Source organism: Blautia caecimuris (assembly GCF_024622975.1).
GTDB classification, from domain to species: Bacteria; Bacillota; Clostridia; order Lachnospirales; family Lachnospiraceae; genus Blautia_A; species Blautia_A caecimuris.
In genome coordinates this window covers 1-26,430 of sequence record NZ_JANJZT010000037.1, presented here as the reverse complement: position 1 = coordinate 26,430, position 26,430 = coordinate 1, and the positions used below count along the sequence as shown (strand labels likewise).

Annotated in this window: 21 protein-coding genes and 7 tRNA genes; 20 read left to right on the top strand and 8 right to left on the bottom strand. The window is 40.6% G+C overall.

Going from position 1 to position 26,430, the window contains the following annotated elements; translation table 11 throughout:
• Window positions 1-2 precede the first annotated feature (2 nt).
• From NSA57_RS16930 to NSA57_RS16905, 6 genes are all read left to right on the top strand, one after another.
• Window positions 3-75 (top strand) — tRNA-Val (locus NSA57_RS16930).
• 10 nt (window positions 76-85) lie between these two features.
• Window positions 86-167 (top strand) — tRNA-Tyr (locus NSA57_RS16925).
• 44 nt (window positions 168-211) lie between these two features.
• A tRNA-Thr gene (locus NSA57_RS16920) sits at window positions 212-284 on the top strand.
• 16 nt (window positions 285-300) lie between these two features.
• Window positions 301-374: transfer RNA gene (locus tag NSA57_RS16915), tRNA-Met, on the top strand.
• Between the two features lie 5 nt (window positions 375-379).
• Window positions 380-452, top strand: a tRNA-Phe gene (locus NSA57_RS16910).
• A gap of 55 nt (window positions 453-507) precedes the next feature.
• Window positions 508-580 (top strand) — tRNA-Lys (locus tag NSA57_RS16905).
• Between the two features lie 64 nt (window positions 581-644).
• Here NSA57_RS16905 and NSA57_RS16900 read toward each other — a convergent pair.
• The gene (locus NSA57_RS16900) at window positions 645-1,091 is read right to left on the bottom strand and encodes a hypothetical protein (RefSeq protein ID WP_257465528.1); all 447 of its coding nucleotides are present in this window, start codon (window positions 1,089-1,091) and stop codon (window positions 645-647) included.
• A 215-nt stretch (window positions 1,092-1,306) separates the two neighbouring features.
• On the opposite strand from NSA57_RS16900, the gene NSA57_RS16895 reads away from it, so the two are divergent.
• The 4 genes from NSA57_RS16895 to NSA57_RS16880 all read left to right on the top strand — a co-directional run bounded on the left by NSA57_RS16895 (window position 1,307) and on the right by NSA57_RS16880 (window position 4,535).
• On the top strand, window positions 1,307-1,687 hold the full coding sequence (locus NSA57_RS16895) for a hypothetical protein (RefSeq protein ID WP_257465527.1): 381 nt from the start codon (window positions 1,307-1,309) through the stop codon (window positions 1,685-1,687).
• A gap of 393 nt (window positions 1,688-2,080) precedes the next feature.
• Window positions 2,081-2,902, top strand: a complete 822-nt coding sequence (locus NSA57_RS16890) for a SpoIID/LytB domain-containing protein (RefSeq protein ID WP_173752551.1) — start codon at window positions 2,081-2,083, stop codon at window positions 2,900-2,902.
• A gap of 350 nt (window positions 2,903-3,252) precedes the next feature.
• A complete protein-coding gene (locus NSA57_RS16885) occupies window positions 3,253-4,065 on the top strand; it encodes a M23 family metallopeptidase (protein WP_179979136.1) in 813 nt (270 codons plus the stop codon).
• A 227-nt stretch (window positions 4,066-4,292) separates the two neighbouring features.
• Entirely contained in the window at window positions 4,293-4,535 is a 243-nt protein-coding gene (locus NSA57_RS16880) for a GIY-YIG nuclease family protein (RefSeq protein WP_022068607.1), read from the top strand.
• Window positions 4,536-4,689: 154 nt separating this feature from the next.
• Here the strand turns inward: NSA57_RS16880 and trhA are convergent, their stop codons facing one another.
• Window positions 4,690-5,352, bottom strand: a complete 663-nt coding sequence (gene trhA / locus NSA57_RS16875) for a PAQR family membrane homeostasis protein TrhA (RefSeq protein WP_257465526.1) — start codon at window positions 5,350-5,352, stop codon at window positions 4,690-4,692.
• 622 nt (window positions 5,353-5,974) lie between these two features.
• Between trhA and NSA57_RS16870 the strand changes: the two genes are divergently transcribed.
• The 5 genes from NSA57_RS16870 to spoVT all read left to right on the top strand — a co-directional run bounded on the left by NSA57_RS16870 (window position 5,975) and on the right by spoVT (window position 13,647).
• Window positions 5,975-6,961, top strand: a complete 987-nt coding sequence (locus NSA57_RS16870) for a LacI family DNA-binding transcriptional regulator (protein ID WP_257465525.1) — start codon at window positions 5,975-5,977, stop codon at window positions 6,959-6,961.
• Between the two features lie 348 nt (window positions 6,962-7,309).
• Window positions 7,310-9,238 (top strand): PTS sucrose transporter subunit IIABC, encoded by a 1,929-nt coding sequence (locus NSA57_RS16865; RefSeq protein WP_257465524.1) that lies wholly within the window; start codon window positions 7,310-7,312, stop codon window positions 9,236-9,238.
• Window positions 9,235-10,662, top strand: coding sequence for a glycoside hydrolase family 32 protein (locus NSA57_RS16860; protein ID WP_173752548.1), 1,428 nt, complete (start codon window positions 9,235-9,237; stop codon window positions 10,660-10,662). Before NSA57_RS16865 ends, NSA57_RS16860 begins: the two co-directional genes overlap by 4 nt.
• Window positions 10,663-11,125: 463 nt before the next feature.
• The gene (locus NSA57_RS16855) at window positions 11,126-13,027 is read left to right on the top strand and encodes an endonuclease MutS2 (protein ID WP_257465523.1); all 1,902 of its coding nucleotides are present in this window, start codon (window positions 11,126-11,128) and stop codon (window positions 13,025-13,027) included.
• Window positions 13,028-13,098: 71 nt separating this feature from the next.
• On the top strand, window positions 13,099-13,647 hold the full coding sequence (gene spoVT, locus NSA57_RS16850) for a stage V sporulation protein T (protein ID WP_147599973.1): 549 nt from the start codon (window positions 13,099-13,101) through the stop codon (window positions 13,645-13,647).
• A gap of 205 nt (window positions 13,648-13,852) precedes the next feature.
• Here the strand turns inward: spoVT and NSA57_RS16845 are convergent, their stop codons facing one another.
• The 3 genes from NSA57_RS16845 to NSA57_RS16835 all read right to left on the bottom strand — a co-directional run bounded on the left by NSA57_RS16845 (window position 13,853) and on the right by NSA57_RS16835 (window position 17,251).
• The gene (locus NSA57_RS16845; RefSeq protein WP_257465520.1) at window positions 13,853-14,884 is read right to left on the bottom strand and encodes a 3-deoxy-7-phosphoheptulonate synthase; all 1,032 of its coding nucleotides are present in this window, start codon (window positions 14,882-14,884) and stop codon (window positions 13,853-13,855) included.
• Between the two features lie 282 nt (window positions 14,885-15,166).
• A complete protein-coding gene (locus tag NSA57_RS16840; protein ID WP_022066578.1) occupies window positions 15,167-15,733 on the bottom strand; it encodes a M15 family metallopeptidase in 567 nt (188 codons plus the stop codon).
• A 54-nt stretch (window positions 15,734-15,787) separates the two neighbouring features.
• Complete coding sequence (locus NSA57_RS16835) at window positions 15,788-17,251, bottom strand: nicotinate phosphoribosyltransferase (protein ID WP_147599971.1); 1,464 nt, start codon at window positions 17,249-17,251, stop codon at window positions 15,788-15,790.
• Between the two features lie 250 nt (window positions 17,252-17,501).
• Between NSA57_RS16835 and NSA57_RS16830 the strand changes: the two genes are divergently transcribed.
• Window positions 17,502-17,573: transfer RNA gene (locus tag NSA57_RS16830), tRNA-Gln, on the top strand.
• Between the two features lie 126 nt (window positions 17,574-17,699).
• Here NSA57_RS16830 and NSA57_RS16825 read toward each other — a convergent pair.
• Window positions 17,700-18,644 carry a LysR family transcriptional regulator gene (locus NSA57_RS16825; RefSeq protein ID WP_022066576.1) on the bottom strand — a complete coding sequence of 315 codons (945 nt, stop codon included), beginning with the start codon at window positions 18,642-18,644 and terminating at the stop codon, window positions 17,700-17,702.
• Between the two features lie 304 nt (window positions 18,645-18,948).
• Here NSA57_RS16825 and NSA57_RS16820 point away from each other — a divergent pair, with 304 nt between their 5' ends.
• From NSA57_RS16820 to NSA57_RS16805, 4 genes are all read left to right on the top strand, one after another.
• The gene (locus tag NSA57_RS16820) at window positions 18,949-20,400 is read left to right on the top strand and encodes an aspartate ammonia-lyase (protein WP_257465519.1); all 1,452 of its coding nucleotides are present in this window, start codon (window positions 18,949-18,951) and stop codon (window positions 20,398-20,400) included.
• A gap of 294 nt (window positions 20,401-20,694) precedes the next feature.
• Complete coding sequence (locus NSA57_RS16815) at window positions 20,695-21,402, top strand: acyl-[acyl-carrier-protein] thioesterase (protein ID WP_022066574.1); 708 nt, start codon at window positions 20,695-20,697, stop codon at window positions 21,400-21,402.
• 63 nt (window positions 21,403-21,465) lie between these two features.
• Window positions 21,466-22,323 (top strand): shikimate dehydrogenase, encoded by an 858-nt coding sequence (aroE, locus tag NSA57_RS16810; protein WP_257465517.1) that lies wholly within the window; start codon window positions 21,466-21,468, stop codon window positions 22,321-22,323.
• 227 nt (window positions 22,324-22,550) lie between these two features.
• Window positions 22,551-23,630: a LacI family DNA-binding transcriptional regulator gene (locus tag NSA57_RS16805; RefSeq protein WP_147599969.1), complete on the top strand. Its 1,080-nt coding sequence runs from the start codon at window positions 22,551-22,553 to the stop codon at window positions 23,628-23,630.
• A 26-nt stretch (window positions 23,631-23,656) separates the two neighbouring features.
• On the opposite strand, the gene NSA57_RS16800 is transcribed toward NSA57_RS16805, so the two are convergent.
• Together NSA57_RS16800 and NSA57_RS16795 are read right to left on the bottom strand one after the other, a co-directional pair.
• Window positions 23,657-25,378 (bottom strand): sensor histidine kinase, encoded by a 1,722-nt coding sequence (locus tag NSA57_RS16800; protein WP_257465516.1) that lies wholly within the window; start codon window positions 25,376-25,378, stop codon window positions 23,657-23,659.
• The gene (locus tag NSA57_RS16795; RefSeq protein WP_118040853.1) at window positions 25,359-26,132 is read right to left on the bottom strand and encodes a response regulator transcription factor; all 774 of its coding nucleotides are present in this window, start codon (window positions 26,130-26,132) and stop codon (window positions 25,359-25,361) included. Before NSA57_RS16795 ends, NSA57_RS16800 begins: the two co-directional genes overlap by 20 nt.
• Window positions 26,133-26,430 lie beyond the last annotated feature (298 nt).

Below are 26,430 nucleotides of genomic sequence, written 5' to 3'. Positions count from 1 at the left end.
ATGGGGTCTTAGCTCAGCTGGGAGAGCATCTGCCTTACAAGCAGAGGGTCATAGGTTCGAGCCCTATAGGCCCCATAGAAATCAGGGGTGGATTCCCGAGTGGCCAAAGGGGGCAGACTGTAAATCTGTTGGCACCGCCTTCGAAGGTTCGAATCCTTCTCCACCCATTAACCTGAAAAGGTTAAGAGCTAATGTCAAAGGCTCATGGTAAGCCGATGTGGCTCAATTGGCAGAGCAGCTGATTTGTAATCAGCAGGTTATCGGTTCGAGTCCGATCATCGGCTTTCAATTCAATAATACCGCGGGGTGGAGCAGTCTGGAAGCTCGTCGGGCTCATAACCCGAAGGTCACAGGTTCAAATCCTGTTCCCGCTATTTATGCCCAGATAGCTCAGTTGGTAGAGCAGAGGACTGAAAATCCTCGTGTCGCTGGTTCGATTCCGGCTCTGGGCATTTCATTTTGGAAAGTAGTATGTTTTCCAGTATGAAATAAATAATTTAATAATATGGGGTATTAGCTCAGTCGGTAGAGCACTTGACTTTTAATCAAGTTGTCCGGGGTTCGAATCCCCGATGCCTCATGAAAAACCTTCAAGTATTTTCTTGAAGGTTTTTTATCTTAAAAAAGCTTCCAATTTCAATTATTCAATATTTATCTTCAAATTCGGCCCATCCCTCCTCTTCAGGATTAGTTTTAGCCGGATCGTATTCTGGAACATCCATATCGTTTTCTTCGGCAGAATCCTTAGAGAATGAAGTGGAAGCATTTTCATTATCATAATTATCTTCCTCTGAAGTGTCATAATATTCTTCATCATCAGATTCTTCCTCTGAAGTGTCATAATATTCTTCATCATCAGATTCTTCTTTTACATTATCATCCTCTTTATTGGTAAGTTTATCCTTATTTTCTGCATCAGAAGATGTTTTTGAAGGAGCTGATGTAGGTGAGACTGCAGGCGATACAGAGGATGTATCAGAAGAGGCTTTTGTATCAGACGGTGCAGAAGATTTTGTACTGGAACATCCTAATGCTGAAAATGAGATGAGAGTAAGTATTGCTGCGCTAAGTATCAGTTTTTTCTTATACATGGAAAAATCCTCCTGTTTTTATAATGATGTGGTTATTATACGCTTTTGTACTGGGATTTTGTAAAATACAGAGTCCATTTTTCTAGGGACTATAATAAAAAATCAAATTTTGTGGTTCTATATTTCTAAATACCCTGCATAGAGTTATAGTACCTGAAACATAGCAGGGAAGGCGCAGTCCTGCTGGGACAGGCATCAGAATAAGGAGGGCTATTATGAGAGGATTAAAAGAATTTTTCTGTAAGATAGTTGCTGCTGTAATCTGTTTTGGAATGAAAGTGTTTTCCGGAAGTATATTTGAGAACATACTGAAAGAAAAAAATGCGTCAATTTATCCGAAAATAGAAGAAAACAGAATATATGGAAACAATAAAGGGCAGGCCGGCAGCGTGTGTACTGAAATGACAAGCTCTGTAGCTGATGAATTATCTTATACAGGGAATAGTATAAATAAAAGCCAATATCATTTATTTCTGAAGAGGGTCTTTTACTGGCTTCAGGGACCCGGTGACAGACTATATAATAGTAAATCTTCCAGTGAAAATAAGGATTTGGAACGAAAAAAGAAGATGTTGTTTCATTTAGTTCCTGAATAAAACGGTAACTTGACATTCCGGAAGCTTCGGGTTGTGTGATTGAAATAAAAATCTATTTACTCCTGTCTGGTTTTTTATAATCCGGACAGGAGTTTTTGTGCCACAACCGGATGATACTTTTTGATATTCTGATCACACGGTCAGAATATCTGCCAGCCAGAATTGATGCATGTGTCCATGCAGTCTGCATCTGGATTGATAAGCGGAACTGAATGGAAAACCGTCCAATAAATGATGAAATAACAATATGGTTACAGTATGTTACAGACAAACAATCTTGTATTAGCCGGATTCTGTGATTTATCAGGAAAGAAAGAACTTTTTTATAAAGTGACTGCTTATAAAACATTACAAAGAGACATATATTAAGACAAAGTACATATGGGAAAATATATGAAGAAAAGAGAAAGGTTTTGGATTCCCGGTTTTCTGATGTTATTTTTTGTACCCTATATTGGAGTCATGGCAGTCAATGGAGTGGAGGCTGCAATTATAAACAGAACTCCCCAACCGGAAGAATATATTCCTCTTATTCTTTCCCTGCAGATTCCGGATGATTATGAAAAAGAAGCAGTAAAGGCACAGGCGGTTATAGCCAGAACAAATTTTTTCAGGAAGATTCAGGAGAAAAATATTTCCGATGTGCTGGGAGAGATCAGCGGAGAAATAAAAAAAGAAAAAACTGCGTGTTTTTTTCCGGAAAAAATCTATGAAAAAGCGGCTGAAGAGACCCGGGGGCAGGTGCTGATATCAGAGGGTGAACTGAAACTTGTTCCCTATCATGAGATCAGCAACGGTCAGACAAGGGATGGAACACAGGCCTTTCATGACCAAGAATATTCTTATCTGAAATCTGTAGACAGCAGCGGAGATAAAAATTCTCCATTTTATTTAAACAGTACATATATACCGGAACAGCAAATGCCTTCTGAATTGAATATAGAGCAAAGAGACGCCAGCGGGCATGTGGTAAGCCTTCTGGCAGATGAGGATATTTTGGAGGGAGAGGCCTTTGCACAGGGAATGGGACTTTCCTCTTCGGATTTTAGTATTCAGAAGGTGGGGGGAGAGTTTCGGTTCCTCTGTAAAGGAAGAGGACACGGATTGGGATTTTCCCAATATGGAGGAAATCAGCTTGCCAGGGAGGGAAAAAACTGGAAAGAAATTCTGGAAACATATTTTCCTGCAATGGAAGTTGCTGCATATGAAGAATAAAATTCCGGGAATAACGGCAAATGTTCATATACTGAAAGCTGTCGCCTGCTTTTCTCTGTGTGCTGTATGTACACAGGAAAGGAAGCCCTTGGTATTGGCTGCAGATTCTATTGTACGAAATTCTGTATTTAATCATTGACAGATAAATGGGTAAATGAAAGATCTGTCAATGATTAAAATATGCAAAAGTATTATAGATACCGTTGAGGTATGGAGACAGACGCTTCTTTTTTGTCTGTATTATGTGATATTGGATATTTGTTCATTTATAACCACTAAAAGTGAATAGACTCAGGTATTCTGGACACCATATAAATACAGAAATGATTATAAGCAGAGGTGAAAGGAATATGACAAAAAACAGAATTGTAAAGTATGCCACAAACACAGCCCTTTTAGCAGTTCTGGCTGCAGCCGGAATTGGAGCTTATCAGCTTGGTACATCAAAACCAGAGGAAAATATCCAGGAAGAACAGGAATTTGTGGAAATGGAACAAAGTACAGAGGAAGAACCCATGGTAGATGTGGGAACTACTGAGGTAGAAGCGGATATGGAAAATACATCCGGAGATCTGGCAGGAACAGAAATGGAAGACGGAGCTAACGGAAATGAGGAAGAGCCTTTACAGGAAGAAACCGCTGTGGAGGAAAACGGTCAGCAGCCGGAGGATGGAACTTTTGCTCAATCAGAAGAAAATACAGTAACAGATGCAGCGGCAGGCGCAGTAGAAGCCCCGGTACTGAATTTTTCGGAAGAAACACAAATGGAATGGCCGGTAAATGGAAATATCCTGCTTGATTATAATATGGATCAGACTGTATATTTTCCAACTCTCGACCAGTATAAATTAAGTCCTGCTATTGCAGTGCAGGCGGCTGAGGGGGCTCCGGTGCTGGCTTCTGTGCCCGGAACAGTATATTCGATCGAAGAAAATGCACAGACAGGAACAACAGTGACAATGGAAATAGGAAGCGGCTATCAGGCCGTATACGGGCAGCTTAAAGACCTTGCAGTAGAAGAGGGAGCCACAGTGGATAAAGGTACTGTAATTGGCTATATTGCAGCTCCTACCAAGTATTACAGTGAAGAAGGAAGTAATCTTTATTTTGCAATGAAAAAGGACGGAGAACCGGTTGATCCGATCGCCTATCTTCCAGAATAAAAATAAGAGATACTGTTCTGTTTTCTATGGAACTGTTCACAAAAAATAAGAAACAACGTATAATAAAAGCAGGTGGGAACAAAAATCCGCAGTCGGCAGTTCTCCTACCTGCTTTTTATCTTTCTGTGATATACTTTGTCCGGCCGGCTGCTTTTATATAGATTCGGGGATGACTGTTGGAATAGAGCGACAGTTATCCTTTACATATACCTGGATGGAGTGAAAAAATGAATTACACATATATGGTGCAGTGTGCAGACGGAAGCCTTTATACAGGGTGGACAAACTCTCTGGAAAAACGTCTGAAGGCTCACAATGAGGGAAAAGACGGGGCTAAATATACAAAGGCAAAGCGTCCGGTACACCTTGCATATTATGAGGGTTTTGCTACCAGAGAAGAGGCCATGAGACGCGAATGCGAAATAAAAAAGCTTACCAGAAAGCAGAAAGATGCTTTGAGAAATTTTTAGAAATGATATTGTGTATAAGATAAGCAAGGCAAGAAAGCGGCCAAAGGTATTTAAGATATCTGCACGATGTGCAGATGTCTTAAACGGGATATGCCGTAATAAAAACAGCCATTTGTCTGATAAAAGCTGTCTGTCAGACAAATGGCTATGGGGTTTATATTGGCATGGTGGCAATAAAGAAATACATTACAATAAAATGGCAGGCGCTTCCAAGCATAATAAACACATGAAAGATTTCATGAGAACCAAAGTTTTTATGTCGGGCATTGAAGATCGGAAGCTTTAATCCATAAATAATACCGCCAATGGTATAAATGATTCCTCCGGCCAGAAGCCAGTTAAAGCCTGCTCTGGGAAGCGCATGGAAGATTGGCGCAAAAGCAAGGACACAGAGCCATCCCATTCCAATGTACAGAACAGAGGAAACCCATTTCGGACAGTTGATCCACAGTGCTTTCAGAAGGATTCCCACAATGGCTATTGTCCATACAAGACCGCAGAGAATATAGCCGATCTTATTGTGAAGTGCAATGAGACATACAGGTGTATAGCTTCCGGCGATCATAATAAAAATCATCATATGATCTATTTTGCGAAGTCTGCGGTTTACTTTTTCTGTGGAGTCTACAGAGTGATAAACGGTACTTGCTGTATAGAGAAGGATCATTGTCAGTATAAATACTGCAAGAGCAGTAATGTGCAGAGTATCTTCAGTCCGCGCTGCTTTTATGAGAAGCGGAGCCGCTCCCGCTGCCGCAAGAAGTACGGCTATGCCGTGGGTGATAGCGCTCCATGGATCTTTCAGTTTCAATTCCATGTAAATCGCCTCCTGATTTAAGTATAACCCAGATGTTTTAAGAAGTAGTATTTAAAACTACATATTAAGCATATGACAACTATATTACAAACATACATAAAAGTAAAGGGATTTTACAGAATTTTAATATTTTTTGATTATCAAAGTAAGTTTCATGGAATACAGTATAGCCCGGACAGAATCGTTTTTACGTTCTTTTTTAATCAAAGCAGAAGATTTACCAGATAAAGGAGAGGATTTCGTAAGGCGGTTGGAGTTAATTTCCGTCACTGAGCAGAGTGTTTGATCCGAAAGAGGGGCTTTCGTAAGGCGGTTGGAGTTAATTTCCGTCACTGAGCAGAGTGTTTGATCTGAAGGAGAGATTTTGCGAATGGCGGATAATAGATACGCGAACCGTGTAGGAAACGTAGAGTGTCGCAGATGTTGTCATTCGTGCTGACAGTGTAAAGAGAAGGTGTATGAAAAAAGTGTCAACGATTACTTGACAGTAACTATAGAAAGAATACAGAAAAAATCAGGGTGGTAATGATAAAGGCAATTTGATAGAATGATAAAATAAAGGAAAAGTCCGTATATTTCAGATGATGTTTTGTAAAGACGGGCGAAAGGTACGGGAGGTATCATGAATATTAATGAGATTGCCTGGCTTGCCGGAGTATCCAGAACAACAGTATCCAGATATCTGAACAACGGTTATGTCAGCGAAGAAAAAAAGGAAAAAATCAGGAAAGTGATTGAGGAGACAGGGTATCAGCCGTCAACTCAGGCGCAGATGCTTCGTACAAGGAAAACAAAGCTGGTAGGAGTTGTACTGCCTAAAATCAATTCAGACACGATCAGCCGCGAGGTAGCAGGAATCAGTGATGTTCTTGCAAAAAGAGGGTATCAGATCATTCTTGCAAATACAAATAATGATATTGAGGAGGAACTGAAGTCTCTGTCTCTTTTCAGGGACAATCAGGTGGACGGAGTGATTTTTATTGCCACCATGTTTACCAGAAAGCATAAACAGATGCTGAAGGAATACAAAGTTCCCATTGTAATTCTGGGACAGTGGCTGGAGGGATATCCCTGCGTTTATCAGGATGATTATTATGCTTCTTATATGATAACAGAAAAACTTCTGGAAAAAGGTCAGAACGCGGCATATATCGGGGTTACAGACAGAGACGAAGCAGTTGGAGCAAAACGGCGCAAAGGATTTGAGGCTGCTCTTCATAAGAAAAAGGTTCCTGTTGTGCCCGAGCGAATGAAAATCGGCAATTTTACCATGGAATCAGGATATGAGTGTGCAAAAGAGCTTTTGCAGCAGACCCCTCTTATTGATTCTCTGATCTGCGCCACAGATACAATGGCTGTGGGGGCAATTACCTGTATAAAGGAACTGGGGCTGAGGATTCCGCAGGATATACAGGTTGTGGGAATTGGAGACAGTTCTTTTGGCAAAATAATTGAACCAAAGCTGACAACTGTACATTTTTTTTATAAAACAAGCGGTATGGAGGCAGCATCTATGCTTGCAGATCTGATGGAAAACGAAGAAGGAATCAGAAAAGAAATTAAAATGGGATGTGAAATCGTTCTCAGAAATTCACATAGAGAAAACTGAATGATGTAAGAAAATTCTCAAAAGCAGGGAGAGTCTGGGTAAACAAAGCCAGATCTTCCTGCTTTTATTTGCCAGGAAAGCAGCATATTTTGTACGGACTTTTCCGGTCAATAAAAGCGCTTCATTTTGTTTTTTACCGGGAAAAGAACGGATATTTTGGTGATTATATACAATTTTTGTCATGGAGATTTATTGGTTTTTACGGCTTTACAATCAGAGAATACAGGAATATAATAAAAACAAGATATGAGAACGATTCCATATAATAAACAGGCATAAAATAATAAAAAATAATAAAATACGAAATAAATTATATGGAAACGATAACATAATAAAAAGGAGGAAGTTATGGACTACAGAAAAACGGCCCGGGAAATTTATGAGCATGTAGGAAAAAAGGAAAACATTATTTCAGCAGCTCACTGCGCTACCCGTCTCCGGCTTGTAATTGCAGACAATGAAAAAGCAGATAAGGATGCAGTAGAAAATATCAATGGAGTAAAAGGCGTATTTTTTGCACAGGGACAAATGCAGATCATTCTGGGTACAGGAGTTGTAAATAAGGTTTATGATGAGTTTATCCAGATTGCAGGAATTTCTGAAAGCAGCAAAGAGGAGCTGAAACAGGTGGCTGCCTCCAGAGCAAATCTGTTCCAGAGGCTGATAAAAACTCTGGGAGATATTTTTGTTCCCATTATTCCGGCTATTGTTGCAAGCGGTTTCCTTATGGGTATTATGGAAGCCCTTAACTTTATGGTCAATAACGGATATCTGAATATTGATACCAGTGGTTCTATTTATACGTTTGCACAGCTGTTCAGCAATACGGCATATACCTTCCTGCCTATTCTGATTGCTTACAGCGCCGGAAAAGTATTTGGAGCAAATCCATATCTGGCAGCAGTAATCGGCATGATCATGATACATCCGAATCTTCAGAATGCATGGACAGTTGCTACAGAAGGTGTTCAGGCAACCCAGAAAGTGTGGTTCGGACTTTATTCTATTGATATGGTTGGATATCAGGGACATGTGATCCCTGTTGTGATCGCAGTGTGGGTACTGGCTCAGATTGAGAAAAAGCTTCATAAAATAGTTCCTGCAATGCTGGATCTTTTTGTGACACCTCTGGTAAGTGTTTTTGTAACGGGATATCTGACCTTATCTATTATCGGCCCGATTTTTGTAACCATTGAAAACGGACTTCTGGATGGTGTACAGTGTCTGATCGCACTTCCTTTTGGAATCGGAAGCTTTATTATGGGAGCTTTTTATGCGCCTACAGTTGTGGCAGGCGTTCATCATATGTACACGATCATTGACCTTGGACAGATTGCAAAATTTGGAATGACTTTCTGGCTGCCACTTGCTTCCGCGGCAAATCTGGCACAGGGCGGAGCAGCGCTGGCAGTGGCGCTGAAAACAAAAGATCAGAAAATTAAGTCTATGGCAGTTCCGTCTGCGCTCAGCGCATGTATGGGAATCACAGAACCTGCGATTTTTGGTGTAAATCTCCGCTTTGGAAAGCCCTTTGTTATGGCATGTATCGGAGGCGCATGCGGCGCTTTATTTGCCTCTGTAACAGCACTGGGGGCAACCGGAACAGGAGTTACCGGTATTTTCGGTATTCTTCTTTGTCTGAATCAGCCTTTGTCTTATCTTCTGATGATGGCGATTTCCGTAGGAGTGGCTTTTGTTCTTACATGGATGTTTGGATATAAAGATCCTGTTTCCGGAACCTGTCAGGAATCTGAAAAGGAAAAGACTCAGGGAGAAAAAGCTGCAGCTTCAAAACTGGAGGTTCAGGAAGCTGCAGCAGGAGAAATTCTTCTGAGCAGTCATATGGAGGGCGCGGCCATTCCAATGAGTGAAGTAAAAGATGCAACCTTTGCATCAGAGGTTCTTGGAAAGGGAATTGCCGTAATCCCGAAAAAGGGAGAGGTAACAGCGCCGTGCGACGCTGTTGTGGAAACTGTTTTTGCTACCAGACACGCTATAGGACTGAAAGCAGACAATGGAGCGGAAATTTTAATCCATGTTGGAATTAATACAGTAGAGCTTGGCGGAAAATTTTATACTTCACATGTAAAAGAGGGAGACCGTGTAAGGATCGGACAGGTTATGCTTACATTTGATATGGAAAAAATCAAAGAGGCCGGATATGATTTGACAACGCCAATGATCATAACAAATTCAGACGATTATCAGGAAATAAATATTTTAAAAACAGGAAATGTAACAAAGCAGGATGCGGTACTGGAGATAAAAGAATCATGAGTGCATTAACAAAGGTTTTTACAGACGAAATCAGAAAAATTGAAGAAACCCACTGGGCAGAGATGGTCAGTAAGCCATACCGGCTTACGCATCATCTGATGCCCCCATGCGGCTGGCTGAATGATCCCAATGGCCTCAGCTGGTATCAGGGCAGATATCACGTATTTTTTCAGTATTCTCCTTTTGAGGTAAAGGGCGGGCTGAAATTCTGGGGACATTACTCCAGTGAGGATCTTATCAACTGGACATATGAAGGTGTTTCCCTTTATCCTGACAGTCCGGCAGACTGCCATGGTGTCTATTCCGGTTCTGCTTTGGCAGAAGAAGAAACTCTGCATTTATTTTATACAGGAAACGTAAAGCTGGACGGGGATTATGATTATATTAACAACGGACGCTGCGCTAATACGCTTCATGTGGAAAGTAAGGACGGCATAGAGTTTGGGATAAAGGAAAATGTGATTCCCTGTACTCAGTATCCTGAGGATTACACCTGTCATATCCGTGATCCCAAGGTATGGAAGGAAGGCGACAGATACAGAATGGTTCTTGGGGGAAGAAGGAAGGATGATCACGGAGCTGTTTTACTTTATTCTTCCCGGGATCTGAAACAGTGGAATCTGGACGGGGAACTTACCACAGAAGAAAAATTTGGCTACATGTGGGAATGTCCGGACATGTTTGAACTGAGTGGGAATGAAATCCTTTCTGTATCGCCTCAGGGTGTGGAACGAGAGGAATACCGTTATCAGAATATCTACCTTTCCGGATATTTTATTTTAAGAGACGGCAAAGTATTCAAAGAAGATTTCCGGGAATGGGATATGGGCTTTGATTTTTATGCGCCTCAGACTTTTGTGGATAAAAAAGGAAGAAGAATACTGATTGGCTGGATGGGAATGCCAGATGCGGAAGAAGAGTATGTAAATAATACGCTGGAGGAAGGATGGCAGCATTGTCTGACAGTTCCAAGAGAACTGAAATACTGTAACGGAAAAGTATATCAGTATCCTGTAGAAGAGCTGATGAATCTTCGGCGCTGGAAAAAAAAGCTTTGTGACGCAGACAGAGAAACAGAGACAGACGGCGCGTTTGATCTGGAACTTCAGGTTCAGAAAGGACCTGCGAAAGTAGTTCTTGCAGATATTTTTAAGCTGGAATACAGGGACGGAATTCTGGTTCTGGAAATGGATCAGCAGGCAGGGGCAGGCCGCCGAACAAGAAAAGCCTGTATTGAAGAATTGAGGAGTATTCGAATACTTGCAGATACCTCTGCAGCAGAAATTTATGTGAATGAAGGAGAAGTGGTTTTCTCCGTAAGATTTTATGGAAAAGGAACAAAGCACAGGCTGAAAATAGAGGCGGAAGGATTCAGGGGAGGAATCTGGAAGCTGGAAAAAATGAGCATTACAAGATGTTTATAACGGATTGACATTGTTTTTCAGATTTTGTATAATAGCCAGAGTTAAATAATTATGAAGGCAGGTATGTTGATGTCGGCAGTGTCTTGTAAAGACTGATAAACAATTGCATAGAAAAAGGATACACGCAGAACGTGTTTTATTTGTGTACCCTTTTTTCGGTATTCAGGATACCGGTTGTTTTTGCCTGCTGACAGCAGATATACGGAACATATGGATTTTCAGATAAATTTTGTATGCACAGTCCGGAGTATATTTCCGGAGAGATTTTTATACACAAAATTTATTTCTGATAAAAGAAATTCAGACGCAGTTTTTGTCAGTACAGGCAGAGACTGCGTTTTTGTATACGCTTTTAGCACGTCTTAAATATCTACGCATCGTGCAGGCATCCTGAATGGATCAGTCTTTACACAGGGTATTTTTTGATTTATAAAGCTTTCATAATTAAGGAGAACCGATTATCGTGATAAAAACAGAACATATTTTAGAATTTGATAAAATAAAAGAAACCTGGAAAACTTTTGCGCTGACAGAAAACGCCAGAACAGAAATTGAGAAAACCAAGCCAATGATGTCAGAAAGAGAGGTTGCAGCCCGGCTGAGAGAAACCTCTGAAGCAAAAAATATGATAGAAAAGTTCGGACAGCCTCCGCTGGCAGCCATGAGTAATATCCGGGAATGGATGCATATTGCGGAAACAGGTGGCTGTCTTACACCGGAACAGCTTGAGGAAGCAGAAAAAGCTCTTGTGGCAGTAGAGCGGATGAAAAAATATCTCTGCCAGGGAAAAAACTATCATATTCCTCTGGCATTTTATGAGGAAAATCTATATAGCTTTGAGGATATCAGGGAGGCCATCAGCCAGCAGATCCGGGGCGGTCAGGTATGCGACGGAGCATCACGTACGTTAAAATCCTGCAGACAGGACATTGAAAAAGAAGAACGAACCATGAGAGAAAAGGCAGACAATGCGCTCCGGGCAAACAAATCCTGTATGGCAGACAGCTTCAGCACTTTGCGAAATGGGCATATCTGCATTCCGGTAAAATCAGAGTTTAAAAGCAGGATCAAGGGAAATGTTATCGATCGTTCCGCAACCGGAAGTACAGTATTTATAGAGCCGACAGCAGCAGCCCGCCACTATGATGCACTTCAGCTTCTTTACATTGAGGAAGAAAATGAGGTACGCCGGATTCTTTATGTACTTACGGATATGCTTTATCAGCAGAAAGAAGTAATTGAACAGGATCTGTGCATGATAGAAAAAATGGATTTTATTTTTTCCAAAGCAAAGCTCAGTCTGGAGTATGACGGCACAGAGCCGGTTATCAATACAGAGAGGCGGATTGTAATCAAGGACGGACGGCATCCCCTTATGGATAAAAATATCTGCGTTCCCCTGCAGTTTTCTGTTGGAAACGGAGTGAATGGAATTGTGATCACGGGACCGAATACAGGCGGAAAAACCGTGGCCCTGAAAACAGTAGCTCTGAACTGTATGATGGCTCAGTCTGGGCTTCACGTAACCTGCAGACAGGCAGAAATCTGTATGAACAGTAATTTCCTCTGTGATATCGGGGACGGACAGAATCTGTCAGAAAATCTTTCTACATTTTCTGCTCATATAGCCAATGTTCTGGACATACTGAAAAAAGCCGGAAGGGAAAGCCTGGTGATCATGGATGAACTGGGATCGGGTACAGATCCGGCCGAGGGAATGGGAATTGCAGTTGCAATTCTGGAAGAACTGAGAAACAGTGGAGCGCTTTTTCTGGTAACAACGCATTATCCGGAGGTAAAACAGTATGCAGATCGGACAGAAGGCATTCAGAATGCCAGAATGACTTTTAACCGGGAAACCCTGAAGCCGGAATATCAGCTGGTGATCGGCGAGGCAGGAGAAAGCTGCGCTTTTTATATTGCAGGAAAAATGGGAATGCCGGAGCATATGATTAAAAATGCCGCTATGGCTGCATATGGAAAGGATGAGCTTCCTGAGGATCTCAGAAACCTGACATCGGGAAATCAGTTAAAAAAAGAACGTACAGGAGGTATTCAAAAACAGAAAAATATTTTGTCCACAGCAAAAGCAAAGTTTCATCCCGGGGACAGTGTTATGATCCTGCCGGATAAAAAAATCGGTATTGTCTGCCAGCCGGAAAATGAAAAGGGCGTTTTAAGAGTTCAGCTTCCAGGCAAGAAGATTTATATTAATCACAAAAGAGTGAAGCTTGTGGTTGCAGCAGAAAAACTTTATCCGGAGGACTATGATTTTTCTATTATATTTGATACGGTAGAAAATCGAAAGCTCCGTCATCAGCTGGATCGTGGAAAGATGATAGAAAAAGAAATTACATTAGAGTAAATGCATAAAAATCCTCCATTTACAGATACTATTTCCAGAATCGGAAAGTACAGTAAATGGAGGATTTTTATATGAAAGCTACGGGAATCGTAAGGCGTATAGATGACCTGGGCAGAGTGGTGATACCTAAGGAAATACGCAGAACATTAAGGATAAAAGAAGGAACTCCACTGGAAATTTTTACAGACAGAGAGGGAGAGATCATCCTGAAAAAGTATTCTCCCATTGGTGAACTCAGTACGTTTGCCAGAGAGTATGCAGAGGCTCTGGCACAGACAACAGGAGTTCTTGTCTGCATTACCGATCACGATCAGGTTGTGGCGGCTGCGGGACATGGAAGCAGAGAAATTGCAGGAAAAGAGATCAGCCGGCCTCTGGAGAAAGTTATTGCGGATAGGGAAGGCAAGTGTTTTAATCCTGGAGAAAAAGGAAAAGTTCCTGTTACAGACAGTCAGAAAGAAATTTTATATGCGCAGATCATTCAGCCGATCATTTGCGCCGGAGACGCCATAGGAGCAGTTATTCTTATTGGCAAAAGTGAAAAGGATATGTTTGGAACCCCGGAGAAAATGCTGGTACAGACAGCGGCAGGATTTCTGGGAAGACAGATGGAGCAGTAAAAAAAGAGTTATTTTGTCACTGATACAGGCATAGAAAAACCACCCTCAGGGTATCATATCATAACTTTGACCAGTGATATGATACCTTCAGTCTGGGTGGCATTTTCTATGCTAAACAATACTACAGGTCAACCCCCTTGTGGGCGGTTGTTTCCTCTATGGGTTCAATATAACATATCTGAAAAGAAAGTACAAGGGTGATTTCTCAGCACTTCTCAGCAATTTCATAGATCAGCTTTTCAGTATCCTCCCATCCAAGGCAGGGATCGGTGATGGAGCAGCCTGGAATCATATGATCGCTGATATCCTGGCGGCCTTCTAAGAGATAGCTTTCGATCATAACACCCTTTACAAGCTTTTTCAGGTCGGAATTGTAATTGCGGCTGTGGAGAACCTCACTGACAATACGGATCTGTTCTTTATACTGTTTGCCGGAGTTGGAGTGGTTGACGTCAACAATAACAGCCGGATTTTTGAGATTCCACTGATTATATAATTTTGCAAGGCGTACAAGCTCTTCATAGTGATAATTTGGCTGAGTCTGGCCGAATTTATTTACGCCGCCTCTGAGGATGGTGTGGGCAAGCTCGTTTCCGCTGGTAGCAACATCAAATCCCCGGTAAATAAAATGGTGGGAATGCTGGGCAGCGGTAACGGAGTTTAACATAACAGAAAGATCTCCGCTGGTAGGATTTTTCATTCCCACAGGGATATCCATTCCACTTGCAGTAAGGCGGTGCTGCTGGTTTTCTACAGAGCGGGCGCCGATAGCTTCATAAGACAGAATATCGTCCAGATAGCTGCGATTTTCAGGATAAAGCATTTCGTCTGCGGTAGAGAGTCCGGTTTCTGCCAGCACACGGATATGCATTTTGCGGATGGCAATGATGCCTGCCAGGAGATCAGGAGCCTTGTCCGGTTCCGGCTGATGGAGCATGCCTTTGTAGCCGTCGCCTGTGGTGCGGGGCTTATTGGTATAGACTCTCGGAATGATCATCAGTTTATCGGAAACCTGGTCGTTTACTTTTTTGAGACGGTTTGCGTATTCGCATACAGTATCTTCGTTGTCTGCAGAGCAGGGACCGACCAGAACAACAAATTTATCAGACTCTCCGGTAAAAATTTTGCGGATCTCGCTGTCTCTCAGAGATTTTACTGATCTGAGCTCATCCGTTAAGGGATACTGTTCCTTCAGCACATCAGGTAAAGGAAGCTGGTGGTTGATGTTCATTGACATGATAGATTTCCTCCGTAAGTAGATTAGTTATAAAATAGTTAACTGCAGATAAGCTGCGGCGTGTTTTATTGTTACAGTTCACATGGCATTTGACCAAGTTGCTGTGAAGGTCATGAACAGTAAGGTTTTGTTTGCAGCAGCAATTAAAATATGTTCTACATTATTTTCATAAAAAATTCAGTCTGCAGGGTTTCGGATTTTTAATAAAATGTGGGAAAACCTGCGGGACAGTACTGTGTAAACAACAGTGGAAACTTTTATTTACGAAACATTCACAGTATATCACTTTAAATTGGAAAAGTCCACCGGATTTTCAAGCATATGATATTCTTCCAGGGTCAGACCGGTCAGTGAAAGATAAGAGGCAAGAGATCTGGTTACATAGCGGATATGCCAGGGTTCCCATGGAATACCGGTGATATGTTCTTTATTTTTGGGATATCGTATAATAAAACCAAAAAGCGCAGCATGGCGATTCAGCCAGATTCCCTCTTTTGTTTCTGCAAAGGCTTCAGTCAGCTCCATTTGTACTGCAGGACAGGACATGTCCAGCGCAAGACCACTCTGATGCTCACTGGAGCCCGGAGGCGCCACATAAGAATCACCTGTAAAGAGTTCTTTCTGACGCCTGTAAGAACGGTAACCGGAGATACAGTACAGATTCAGTCCCTCGGAGCGGCTGCGTGTGATCAGCTCAAGAGCGGAGCGGGCTGTTTTTTCTTCCAGAAGACGCTTAGGCTCTCCGGGAACAGCATCAAAGGGCAGTCCGATATCAACCAGATGCTCCGGTATAAAATCTTCAGGAAGCGGATGCTTCCTGTTAATGAGAATCGTGTAATCTTTGTCCATAAAAATCCCCCCTTACCTTTTATGATATGAAAGGCAGGGAGGGGATATGCCCCTTTAATCAAGGGCCTTTTCGCTCATTTCCTCCAGAAGATTTTTTTTCAGATCATAGAGCTTCTGAGAAAGATCTACATAAACTTTCTGGGGGTTGACCAGACGGCGGGATTCATCCCAGAGAGTTTCCTGCTCCTTCTGGCAGTATTTGCGAAGCTCCATAACTTCAGGCGAGGTGTAAATCCGTTTTCCCTCCCGGATCACCGGGATAAGAAGTTCACGAAGCTCATAGGTACCGCCCAGAACCTTTGTCTTTTTCCAGGTATCCACCGGATCAAAGATGATCATCGTTTCTTCCGGGTCAAAAATCTCATCAGCCAGACAGATCAGGTCGGCCTTGATCTTTCCGGTTTTTTTGCTGTAAATACGATAAACAGTTTTATCTCCGGGATTTGTTACCTTTTCTGTATTTTCGGAAAGCTTGATTTTGGGTATAAAAGTATTACTGTCAGTGTCTTTTACTGCAGCAAGCTTGTAAACTCCGCCAAAAGCCGGGTTGTCCTTGCTGGTGATCAGATTGGTTCCTACGCCCCAGGAATTGATTTTTGCATCCTGAGTTTTCAGACTGTCGATCAGATATTCGTCCAGATCACTGGAAGCTGCAATAGTAGCGTCATCAAAACCGGCAGCAGCAAGCATTTTGTACGCTTCTTTGGAGAGATAGGCAAGATCGCCGCTGTCAATACGGATGCCGTATTTTGTCAGTGGAATACCCTCCTCTCGCATTTCCTCAAATACACGGATGGCATTGGGAACACCTGATTTCAGTACATCATAGGTATCCACCAGAAGGATGCAGGAATCAGGGTACATTTTTGCATAGGTTTTAAATGCAGTGTATTCATCCGGAAAACTCATGATCCAGCTGTGAGCATGAGTACCAAGAACAGGAACATGGAACATCTGACCTGTAAGAACATTGGAGGTTCCAACACAGCCGGCGATCACAGCCGCGCGCGCGCCGTAAATGCCTGCATCAGGTCCCTGAGCGCGGCGAAGCCCGAATTCCATTACTCCGTCTCCGCGGGCTGCATAACAGACTCTTGCCGCTTTGGTGGCAATAAGACTCTGATGGTTAATGATATTAAGGATCGCTGTTTCTACAAGCTGCGCTTCCATAACAGGGGCAATTACTTTTACAATAGGTTCCCGGGGAAAAACAACAGTTCCTTCCGGAATCGCGTAAATATCTCCTGTAAAATGAAAGGTGCTGAGATATTCCAGAAAATCCTCCTGAAACATATTCAGGCTGCGAAGATAAGCCACATCTTCTTCTGTAAAACGAAGATTTTCGATATATTCGATCATCTGCTCCAGTCCGGCTGTAATGGCAAAGCTGCCTCCGCAGGGATTGGTACGGTAAAACATATCAAAAATCACGGTCTGGTTTGTCGGGTTTTTGAAGTAACCCTGCATCATGGTCAGTTCATAGAGATCAGTGAGCAGAGTGAGATTATTTGCTCTCATATAATGTCTCCTTTATTGAGAATGCTTTTTGCTTGTCTTATTATACTTTGCTGATTTAAAGAAATTATAGTATAAAAAACAGCATGTTTCAATAAATCTTTATAAAAAGAAAGCCTGTTCCAGGGGAGCGAAATGGTCTGCGAAAAATTTTTTGAAGAAATTTAAAAAAAATTAAAAAAAGGGGTTGCATTTTTTTTTAGACTATTATATAATACCACTTGTCGCAAGCGAGAAACGACAAACAAAACATAGGGCTATCGCCAAACGGTAAGGCAACGGACTCTGACTCCGTCATTTCAAGGTTCGAATCCTTGTAGCCCTGCTAAATGAGCATCTTTCAGTTTACTGGAAGATGCTTTTTTCTGTATAACTGTCAGGTCGGCGGTCATGGCAGGCAAAATACAGTTCCCTGAAACGGAAGATCTCAGGGAACTGTTCTGTAACGGGGTTAGTTGCTGTTCTGAGTACACATCTTTAAAAATTCTTCCATGGCCCGGCTGAGATAACGGCCTTTTTTCCAGTAAAAACAGATATTGCGGCAGTTGTCCTTCAGAGGCAGCTTGTAATAAACTACATTGGGATTCGGAGTAACCTTTGTTATCATGATATCTCCAATAAAGGAAATGCCCATGCCGGAGCAGGTGACATTGTAAGAGGTCATCTGCTGGTCCATTTCAAAGGTAATGACAGGATCAAAATGATTTTTCCGGCAGATTTCCAAAGCTCTTTTTCCAGTATCATTTTCCTGTTTCAGCATAATAAAAGGTTCTTTTTTAAAGCGTGACAGAGGGACAGAGGGAACCTGCGAATCCAGAAATTTTCCTGTCTGAATGTCAGAAACAGAAAGCTGAAAATCCCGAAGGCTGTCATTAACAGAAAAGGAGCCAGGCACAGCAAGAATAAGGTGTTCTTCCTGATAAAGAATGCTGTCAAAAATTTCCGGGTTCAGGCTGGTATTATCCAGTACAAGATCAATACTTCCGCTCTGGAGCATTTCTGTAAGCTTTACTGTGGATTCTTCCACAAGTCTGATCTGAATCTGTGGATAAAGAGCTGCAAAATCAGCCATAAGCGATGGAAGAATCCACGAAGAAAATAAATTACTGCCTCCCAGGATCAGAGTTCCTGTTTTCAGCCCTCCCCAGTCATTGATAAAGTCCGAGAAATCTTTTTCTATATTCATAATACGTTCTACACAGCGGATATACTGTTCACCGCATTCAGTAAGCCCAAGAGGTTTCGTGCTTCTGTCAAACACCGGATAGCCGATCCGGGACTCCACACGCCTGACATTGGCGCTGAGAGAAGGCTGGGAAATAAAAAGATTTGCGGCAGCCTTTGAAAAACTTTTTTCTTTATAAACTTCATAAACGTATTCCATTCCCTGAAACATGACAATTCTCCTTTATATAATTTATAAATTATAATAATTATAAAAATATATGTATTTGATTATATATTAGCATATTACTATAATGAGGACAATGAAAATGAACAGGCACAAAATCGGCTGCTGTTAATAAAGGTTTATCAGCGAAGACAGTCCGGCAGGAACTTTGGATGGAAAAAGCCAGGAACAGTGGACGGTAATCAGCAGCTATGTGAAAATCACCGGAATCAGCAGCAAATAAAAAAGATTAACGGGATAAAAACCTGCGTTCATCAGACAGCAGGAAAAATGCAAAGGGAGAAGAACAATGAACAAAAATGGGGAAGCAGAGAAGAAACAGGATTATCGTGTAGAGAAGGATTCTATAGGAACAAAGGATGTTCCACAGAATGTGTATTATGGAGTGCAGTCTCTCCGCGCAGCAGAGAACTTTCATATCACAGGGCTGAATATGCATCCTGAGATCATAAACAGTCTTGCGTATATTAAAAAAGCGGCTGCAATTACCAATTGTGAGATCGGTATGCTGGATAAAAAGAAGGCAAAAGCCATTGTACAGGCCTGTGATGAGATTCTGGAAGGAAAGCTTCACGGTGACTTTATTGTAGATCCGATTCAGGGCGGCGCCGGAACTTCCTTAAATATGAATGCAAATGAGGTTATTGCCAACCGCGCCATCGAGATTCTGGGAGGAGAAAAGGGTGATTATTCCATCATTAATCCCAATGATGATGTAAACTGTGGGCAGTCTACAAATGACGTAATTCCTACAGCCGGTAAGATGACCTCTCTCAGACTTCTGAAAAACCTGAAAAAAGAACTTCTTCGTTTACATAAAGCGCTTTGTGCAAAGGCAAAGGAATTTGATCATGTAATCAAAATGGGACGTACACAGATGCAGGATGCGGTTCCTATTCGTCTGGGTCAGGAATTTAATGCGTATTCTGTTGCGGTTATGCGTGATATCCACCGTATGGACAGAGCAATGGAGGAAATGTGCACTCTCAATATGGGAGGAACTGCTGTGGGGACAGGAATTAATGCAGATGAGGCGTATCTCAGAAGAATCGTTCCCAATCTGGTAGAGGTTTCCGATATGGAATTTGTGCAGGCCTATGACCTGATAGACGCAACACAGAACCTTGATCCTTTTGTTGCCGTGTCAGGTGCAGTAAAAGCCTGTGCAGTAACTTTATCCAAGATTGCCAATGATCTTCGTCTGCTGTCATCCGGCCCCAGAGCAGGATTTGGAGAGATCAATCTTCCTGCCAAGCAGAACGGTTCATCCATTATGCCCGGTAAAGTTAATCCGGTAATTCCTGAGGTTGTCAACCAGGTTGCTTTTAATGTTATTGGAAATGATGTGACGATCACTATGGCGGCAGAAGCAGGCCAGCTTGAGCTGAATGCATTTGAACCTATTGTATTTTACTGTATGTTCCAGTCTATTGATACGCTGGCATATGCAGTTCAGACATTTGTGGATAACTGCGTAACAGGAATTACAGCAAATGAGACACGCTGCCGGTATCTGGTAGAAAACAGCGTGGGAATCATTACTGCGATCTGTCCTCATGTGGGATATCAGAAAGCTGCGGACATTGCCAAAAAAGCAATCAGGACAGGAGAGTCTGTCCGCAGTCTGATCCTGAAAGAAGGACTTTTAAATGAAGAGCAGCTTGACCATGTTCTTGACCCTGTAAATATGACAGAGCCGGGAATTTCAGGAAAAGAGATTCTCATGGCAAATGATAAATAAAAAACGAAATAAATTATAGATTTTGCAGAAAAAGTAAAAGGATCCCTTTTTGGCACTCAGAAAAATATCTGATGATGCCGGAAAGGGATTTTTGTATACAGAAATGAAGATGCATCGATATGCCAGGATCACGACACACAGGGAAAAATGCTATTGCCGAAGATGACAGGGGATACATTTTGACCAAGTTATTATGAAGGTAGTGAACAGTGACGTTAAATCTGCCCTTGCAGTGTATAGTTTCAGTGGATATAATTAAGAAAAAATGTATTGAAACAGAAAAGAGGACGTAATATGGCATACAGTTTCAGCGGAAGAGTCCGCTACAGTGAAATCGGAGAAAACGGTCTTTTAACTTTGCCTGGAATACTGAATTATTTTCAGGACTGCAGTACTTTCCATTCAGAGGCAGCAGGGCTTGGGGTAAAGGTTCTGAAGGAAAAAAATAAATTCTGGGTACTTTCTGCATGGCAGGTGATTGTAAACCGTTATCCGTATCTGGGAGAAGAAATCGTTACTTCAACATGGCCTTATGGATTCCGGGGATTTATGGGATTCCGTAATTTTACCATGGATACAGCAGAAGGGGAGAGGCTTGCCTACGCCAATACGTTCTGGACGTTTATTGACGGGAAAAACGGACTGCCCTGCAAGCTCAGTGCTGAATATACAGAGGGATATGGTCTGGAAGAAAAGCTGGATATGGAATATGCATCCAGAAAAATAATCCTGCCGGAGACTTTTGCGGGAGAGGAAGCTTTTCCTGTGCAGAAACATCATCTGGATACCAATCACCATGTAAACAACTGCCAGTATATTCAGATGGCAATGGATTATCTTCCTGTGGATTTTAAAATCAGACAGATGCGGGCTGAATATAAGCAGCAGGCCCGGCTTCACGACACGATCTGTCCGGAAAAGTCAGTAGATGGGGATAAAATTGTGATTAAACTGAATGATACAGAGGCAGAGCCGTATGCGGTAGTGGAGTTTGTGAGGTAGTTAAACGATAATGGGGGATATTTTTACTGCAGAAACTATTAAGAAAGTGGAGGTATATAAATTATGGGAAAATCTTATCAGAAGCAATGGACAGGAGTGTTTGGTGATCCGGTAGATGATAATCCAACAGTTGTGATGGAGCAGGCGGCTTTTGACGCAGCTGGGATTCCAATGGAGTATCTTACGATTCAGGTAAAAAAAGGAGATCTGGAAGCGGCGGTACAGGGCATGAGGGCAATGAACTTTACGGGAATCAATATTACTATGCCTCATAAGGGAGAAGTACTTCAGTATCTGGATGAAATATCGGAAAGTGCCCGTATTATGGGAGCTGTTAATACAGTTTATTGGAAGAATGGTAAATTGGCAGGAGAAAACACAGACGGGAAAGGTTTTCTGAAAAGTATCCAGGACGGAGAAGTTCCGATTAAGGGAAAGAAAGCTGTGATTTTAGGTGCTGGAGGCGCAGCAAGAGCTATTGCAGTGGAATTGGCAGATGCAGGAATTAAAACAGTGACTGTAATTAATAAAAACAAAGCTCATGGACAGGCTTTGGCCGATATCATTAACACAAAAACCAATGCAGAGGGAGTTTTTATTCCATGGGAGAACAGTGTCCATATTCCGGAAGATACAGATATTCTCATCAATGCTACACCTGTGGGATTTACAGATGATAAAAAGCCAGATATTGTTTATGAAGATATGAAAGCTGGAATGACAGTATGTGATGTGATTCCCAATAAGGCATGGACAGGTTTTCTTTTGGAGGCAAAAGAAAAAGGGCTGCGTACGTTTAACGGACTTCAAATGCTTGTCAATCAGGGGGCGATTGCATTTGAATTGTGGACAGGGGAGCCTGCTCCGGTGGATGTTATGCGGGAAGCTATGGAAAAAGAGTATGGTGTGGAACTTTTTTAGAGAAAGTCAGAAAAAATACGTAAAATAACGTTTTTTTGAAAAAAAGGATGCTTGTGTCGCATAAAAGAATTTTGTATAATTTTGGTATAGAAGTTAAAATCGCAGACATCAGTTATAACGGTGCAGTATATTTTATGCGAGAGATTTTTATAGGATATTTTATACGAAAGAAAGAACTGCCGCAGCAAAAAATATATCTGTGGCAGGCTGAATGAAAAGGTGAAACCATGAGTGGGATTAAAGATGTGGCAAAGCGGGCAGGCGTTTCAATATCAACAGTTTCAAATGTTCTGAATAAATCTAAATATGTTAGTCCGGAATTGGTACGGAGAGTTGAATTGGCAGTGGAGGAGCTGTCTTACGAGGCAAATCCCATTGCTCGCAGTATGAAGAATAATAAAACAGGAACCATTGGTGTAATAACGGAAGATATCTGTGGAGTATTTTATCCTTATGTGGTAAAGGGAATTAATTCCGTGGCAGACGAAAAAGGATATCAGATCATGATCTGCGATGCTCAGGGCACTTATGGAGATAAGCAGGCAATAAAAAGGGAAAAAGAACTGTTTCGTCGTATGATTGCCAGCAGAGTTGACGGTATTATTTTTGTTTCGTCTGTGTCTACAGAAAACAGAGAAAAATATTTCAGTCAGATTAAAAAACAGGCAAATAAATATAAAAACATTCCATTGGTAAGTATAGAAAGAGATTTAACCAGCGTAGGAATTGATTCTGTATATTTTGACGGTTATGCAAATGCCAGAATGGCAACACAGCATCTTATTGAATGTGGATGTAAAAAAATTGGGCATATTACAGGACCTACCCATATGGAAATTGTCAAAGAACGAGTAAAGGGATATAAAGATTGTTTGAAAGAAAATAATTTATATTTGGGCGAAGAAATGATTGCTCATGGTGATTATAGCCATTTGAGCGGCTATGTGGCAGTAAAACAGCTTATGGAACAGGTCCCTGATATGGATGGATTATTTTGTGGAAATGATCAGATGGCAATAGGGGTTATGAAATATCTGAATGAACATGAAAAGAGAATTCCGGAAGATATTAAATTGATGGGTTATGACGATGTGTTTCTGGCAAGTGTGGTAGAACCGTCTCTTTCGACAATTCATGTAAGAAAACGTCATGCAGGAATTGAGGCTGCAAAAATGCTTTTTAAAAGAATAGAGAATCCAAATGAAAATTTCGGACAGCCGGTAGGAATAAAGATGGACGCCAGATTAGTAGTGCGTCAATCAACTGTAAAAACAGCTTCAGGGGACTGGGATTTAGTGGATTGGTGAGAGGGGCAAAAGCCCCTCTTAAATTTTTATTTTAATACGGGAAGATGGAAAATAACAGTTGTTCCTTTATCAGGAAGAGAAAGTATTTTCATATCTGCACTTTTTCCATAAAATAGACTTAAACGTTCTTTTACGTTATTTAGTCCTATAAGATGGGAAGGAGCAGACTCTTCCCGGCAATGATAAATAGTTGCTAAATTTTTTTTCTCTATTCCGATACCGTTATCTTTTATGGAGCAAATTAATATATTTTGCTTTTGTTTGATTGTAATCCAGATATGGGGATTAGTTTTGTTGCTTTTAAAGCCATGAAGAATTGAATTTTCAATAATAGGCTGAAAAAGCATTTTTAATACACGACATTGATATGTAGGATTTCTTATATAAATATCCAGAATGATTTTTTGTGGGATATGTAGCTGCATAACTTGAAGATATTCTTGTAAATATTCTAATTCTTCTCTTAATGTAAAATAGTCATCTCCAGTTTTTAAGGTTTTTTCTAATAGTTTCCCAAAAGAAGAGATGGTATTTGCAACTGGGGTATCTTTATTTAGCAAAGCCATCCATTTAATGTTATTTAAAGTATTAAACATCAGGTGCGGATTGATTTGGGATTGTAGAATCATGTAACGAAAACGTTCCTTTTCGTTTTCCTGTTCCAGCAGCTTTTGTTGCTGTGTCTGAGTACGTTTGAAAAGAGCATCCAGTTTTGTAGTCATATGATTGAAACTATTTCCCAGATCAGCTAATTCGTCAGAAGAGGAGCTGTGAAATTGGCAGGAAAAATCACCCTTTTCAACTTTTATCATTAAATCCTTTAAGGTTTGAATTGGACGTAGAAAAGAATGAAGGATAAAAATGATTGCAAAGATTACACAAACAGTAAGGGTAATATCAATTCCTATAAATATATTGCTGTAAGAAACCTCTTTATAAAGAAGCTTTTTAGGAATCATGGAAATGAAATTCCAGTTGTTATATAAAGAACAGGAAAGAACATAATTATTATTATTATTTTTGTAGGACTCATAGGACTGCCCTATGAGTGTTTTATCCTGGGCAGAGATAATAGTATTGTTTTCGTCACACAGAAGATGGATACTTCCCTGATATAACGTAGAGGATTGAAGAATACGGAAAAGTTTTTCCTCATCTACGATAAGTATTGCTTTTCCAAGATATTGTTTTTTATAATTTCGTATATTTTTTCCAATGCACAATACCATATTATTTGAATCGCTGCCAAGATTCTTCATGGATGTTGAGAAGTAGGTATAATTAAGATCTTTTTTGTTAATATTTTTAAGATGATAAGCAGTTTCAGGAGTGTTCCACACATCAGGATTGCTGATGTAATATGTACTGTAGGTAGTATTTTGTCTGTCTAGGATGATAAAATCTACAGGACAGTAAAAGACAAATTTTTGAAACTGTGATGTGAGATTATCAATGGATATTTTTGTTTTTAACTCATCATTCAAGGACTTTTTTTCTGTTTCCAGTGCTTTATAGAGAGAGGGAGTTGTGGAAAGAAGATTTAAAGTAACTCCCATTTCTCTCATAAGAGTTTTCAGAGTGTTGTTTACATTTGTAACAGCATTTTGAAAAGCAAAGTCTGTATTTTTCAGTAATTGGTTTTCCAGTTGAAGTTGGAGAAGCAAGTTAATAGCTATGACAGGGATAATTACAAAAGTAAGAATACAGATTGTGATTTTACTTTGAAGTTTATGAAAATATTTTTTCATACGAACCTCCTGATTTATAATGGATTGGAGACATGCCAGTAGACTTTTTAAATACTTTTCCAAAATATCCAGTATCGTTAAATCCCGTCATTTCTGCAATTTCTGCAATCGTGTATGTCTGAGGCGATGTCAGAAGCAGTTTTGCTTTGTTAATTCGTACTTCCGTTAGATAATCGTTAAAGGAATGTCCCGTTTCCTTTCGAAATAAATAGCTGAAATGATTTTTGCTCATATGAATATGAGAAGCAATACCGGATAGAGAAATATTTTCACTATAGTGTTCTTCTATATATTTTAAAGCTTTAGCAATATCTGAACGAATTCCTTTATAATATAAAGATTCGTAAGAAATATCAGATAGTGATTTTTGTTGCTGCTTTATAATTTTTTTGGCAACATCCGAAATGATGGTAGATATTTCATCAGGTGTTGCAGAAAGTTTGGGAATATAGTCTCTTACTCCTTTCTTAAATGCATTTCGTACATGAGTGTAATCTTCATGGCAACTGAGAATAATAATATTTGTTTTTATATTTAAATCTTCTAATTTTTGTAGAAGTTCCATTCCAGTCATTTCTGGCATTATCAAATCAAGAAGAATGATGTCAGGAGTATCTTGAAGTATAATCTGCAGAGCTTCCTGTCCATTTGAAGCTTCCCCAATTAATTGGAGTTCAAGCATTTTCCAGTTTATGCAATTAATTAAACCAGCACGAACGATAAATTCATCGTCAACGATTAAGACTTTTAACATATGTAACACTCCCTTGTTTTGGAAAAAGGTTTTTTTGATATATAAATATTATATATTATTTTGCCGTGGTTTGACAATAAAATATAAAAAAGCATATTATTTTACCATTTTTCGTTATTATTTCCAAATTATAAATAAAATTCGTATTAATCTTCAATTTTATCAGATGTATCTTCATTGTCCAAAAACAGAGAATATGTGACAATAATAACATCAAATAAATGGGTAGTGTCAAATAATCTATGAAAAACAGAGCTAAAGAAAAAGGCTCAAATGAACCTTGAAAATTGCAGATATT

Coding starts and splice junctions, on each gene's coding strand:
- NSA57_RS16900 (WP_257465528.1), bottom strand. CDS start 1,091: ATGTATAAGAAAAAACTGATACTTAGCGCAGCAATACTTACTCTCATC.
- NSA57_RS16895 (WP_257465527.1), top strand. CDS start 1,307: ATGAGAGGATTAAAAGAATTTTTCTGTAAGATAGTTGCTGCTGTAATC.
- NSA57_RS16890 (WP_173752551.1), top strand. CDS start 2,081: ATGAAGAAAAGAGAAAGGTTTTGGATTCCCGGTTTTCTGATGTTATTT.
- NSA57_RS16885 (WP_179979136.1), top strand. CDS start 3,253: ATGACAAAAAACAGAATTGTAAAGTATGCCACAAACACAGCCCTTTTA.
- NSA57_RS16880 (WP_022068607.1), top strand. CDS start 4,293: ATGAATTACACATATATGGTGCAGTGTGCAGACGGAAGCCTTTATACA.
- trhA (WP_257465526.1), bottom strand. CDS start 5,352: ATGGAATTGAAACTGAAAGATCCATGGAGCGCTATCACCCACGGCATA.
- NSA57_RS16870 (WP_257465525.1), top strand. CDS start 5,975: ATGAATATTAATGAGATTGCCTGGCTTGCCGGAGTATCCAGAACAACA.
- NSA57_RS16865 (WP_257465524.1), top strand. CDS start 7,310: ATGGACTACAGAAAAACGGCCCGGGAAATTTATGAGCATGTAGGAAAA.
- NSA57_RS16860 (WP_173752548.1), top strand. CDS start 9,235: ATGAGTGCATTAACAAAGGTTTTTACAGACGAAATCAGAAAAATTGAA.
- spoVT (WP_147599973.1), top strand. CDS start 13,099: ATGAAAGCTACGGGAATCGTAAGGCGTATAGATGACCTGGGCAGAGTG.
- NSA57_RS16845 (WP_257465520.1), bottom strand. CDS start 14,884: ATGTCAATGAACATCAACCACCAGCTTCCTTTACCTGATGTGCTGAAG.
- NSA57_RS16840 (WP_022066578.1), bottom strand. CDS start 15,733: ATGGACAAAGATTACACGATTCTCATTAACAGGAAGCATCCGCTTCCT.
- NSA57_RS16835 (WP_147599971.1), bottom strand. CDS start 17,251: ATGAGAGCAAATAATCTCACTCTGCTCACTGATCTCTATGAACTGACC.
- NSA57_RS16825 (WP_022066576.1), bottom strand. CDS start 18,644: ATGTTTCAGGGAATGGAATACGTTTATGAAGTTTATAAAGAAAAAAGT.
- NSA57_RS16820 (WP_257465519.1), top strand. CDS start 18,949: ATGAACAAAAATGGGGAAGCAGAGAAGAAACAGGATTATCGTGTAGAG.
- NSA57_RS16815 (WP_022066574.1), top strand. CDS start 20,695: ATGGCATACAGTTTCAGCGGAAGAGTCCGCTACAGTGAAATCGGAGAA.
- aroE (WP_257465517.1), top strand. CDS start 21,466: ATGGGAAAATCTTATCAGAAGCAATGGACAGGAGTGTTTGGTGATCCG.
- NSA57_RS16805 (WP_147599969.1), top strand. CDS start 22,551: ATGAGTGGGATTAAAGATGTGGCAAAGCGGGCAGGCGTTTCAATATCA.
- NSA57_RS16800 (WP_257465516.1), bottom strand. CDS start 25,378: ATGAAAAAATATTTTCATAAACTTCAAAGTAAAATCACAATCTGTATT.
- NSA57_RS16795 (WP_118040853.1), bottom strand. CDS start 26,132: ATGTTAAAAGTCTTAATCGTTGACGATGAATTTATCGTTCGTGCTGGT.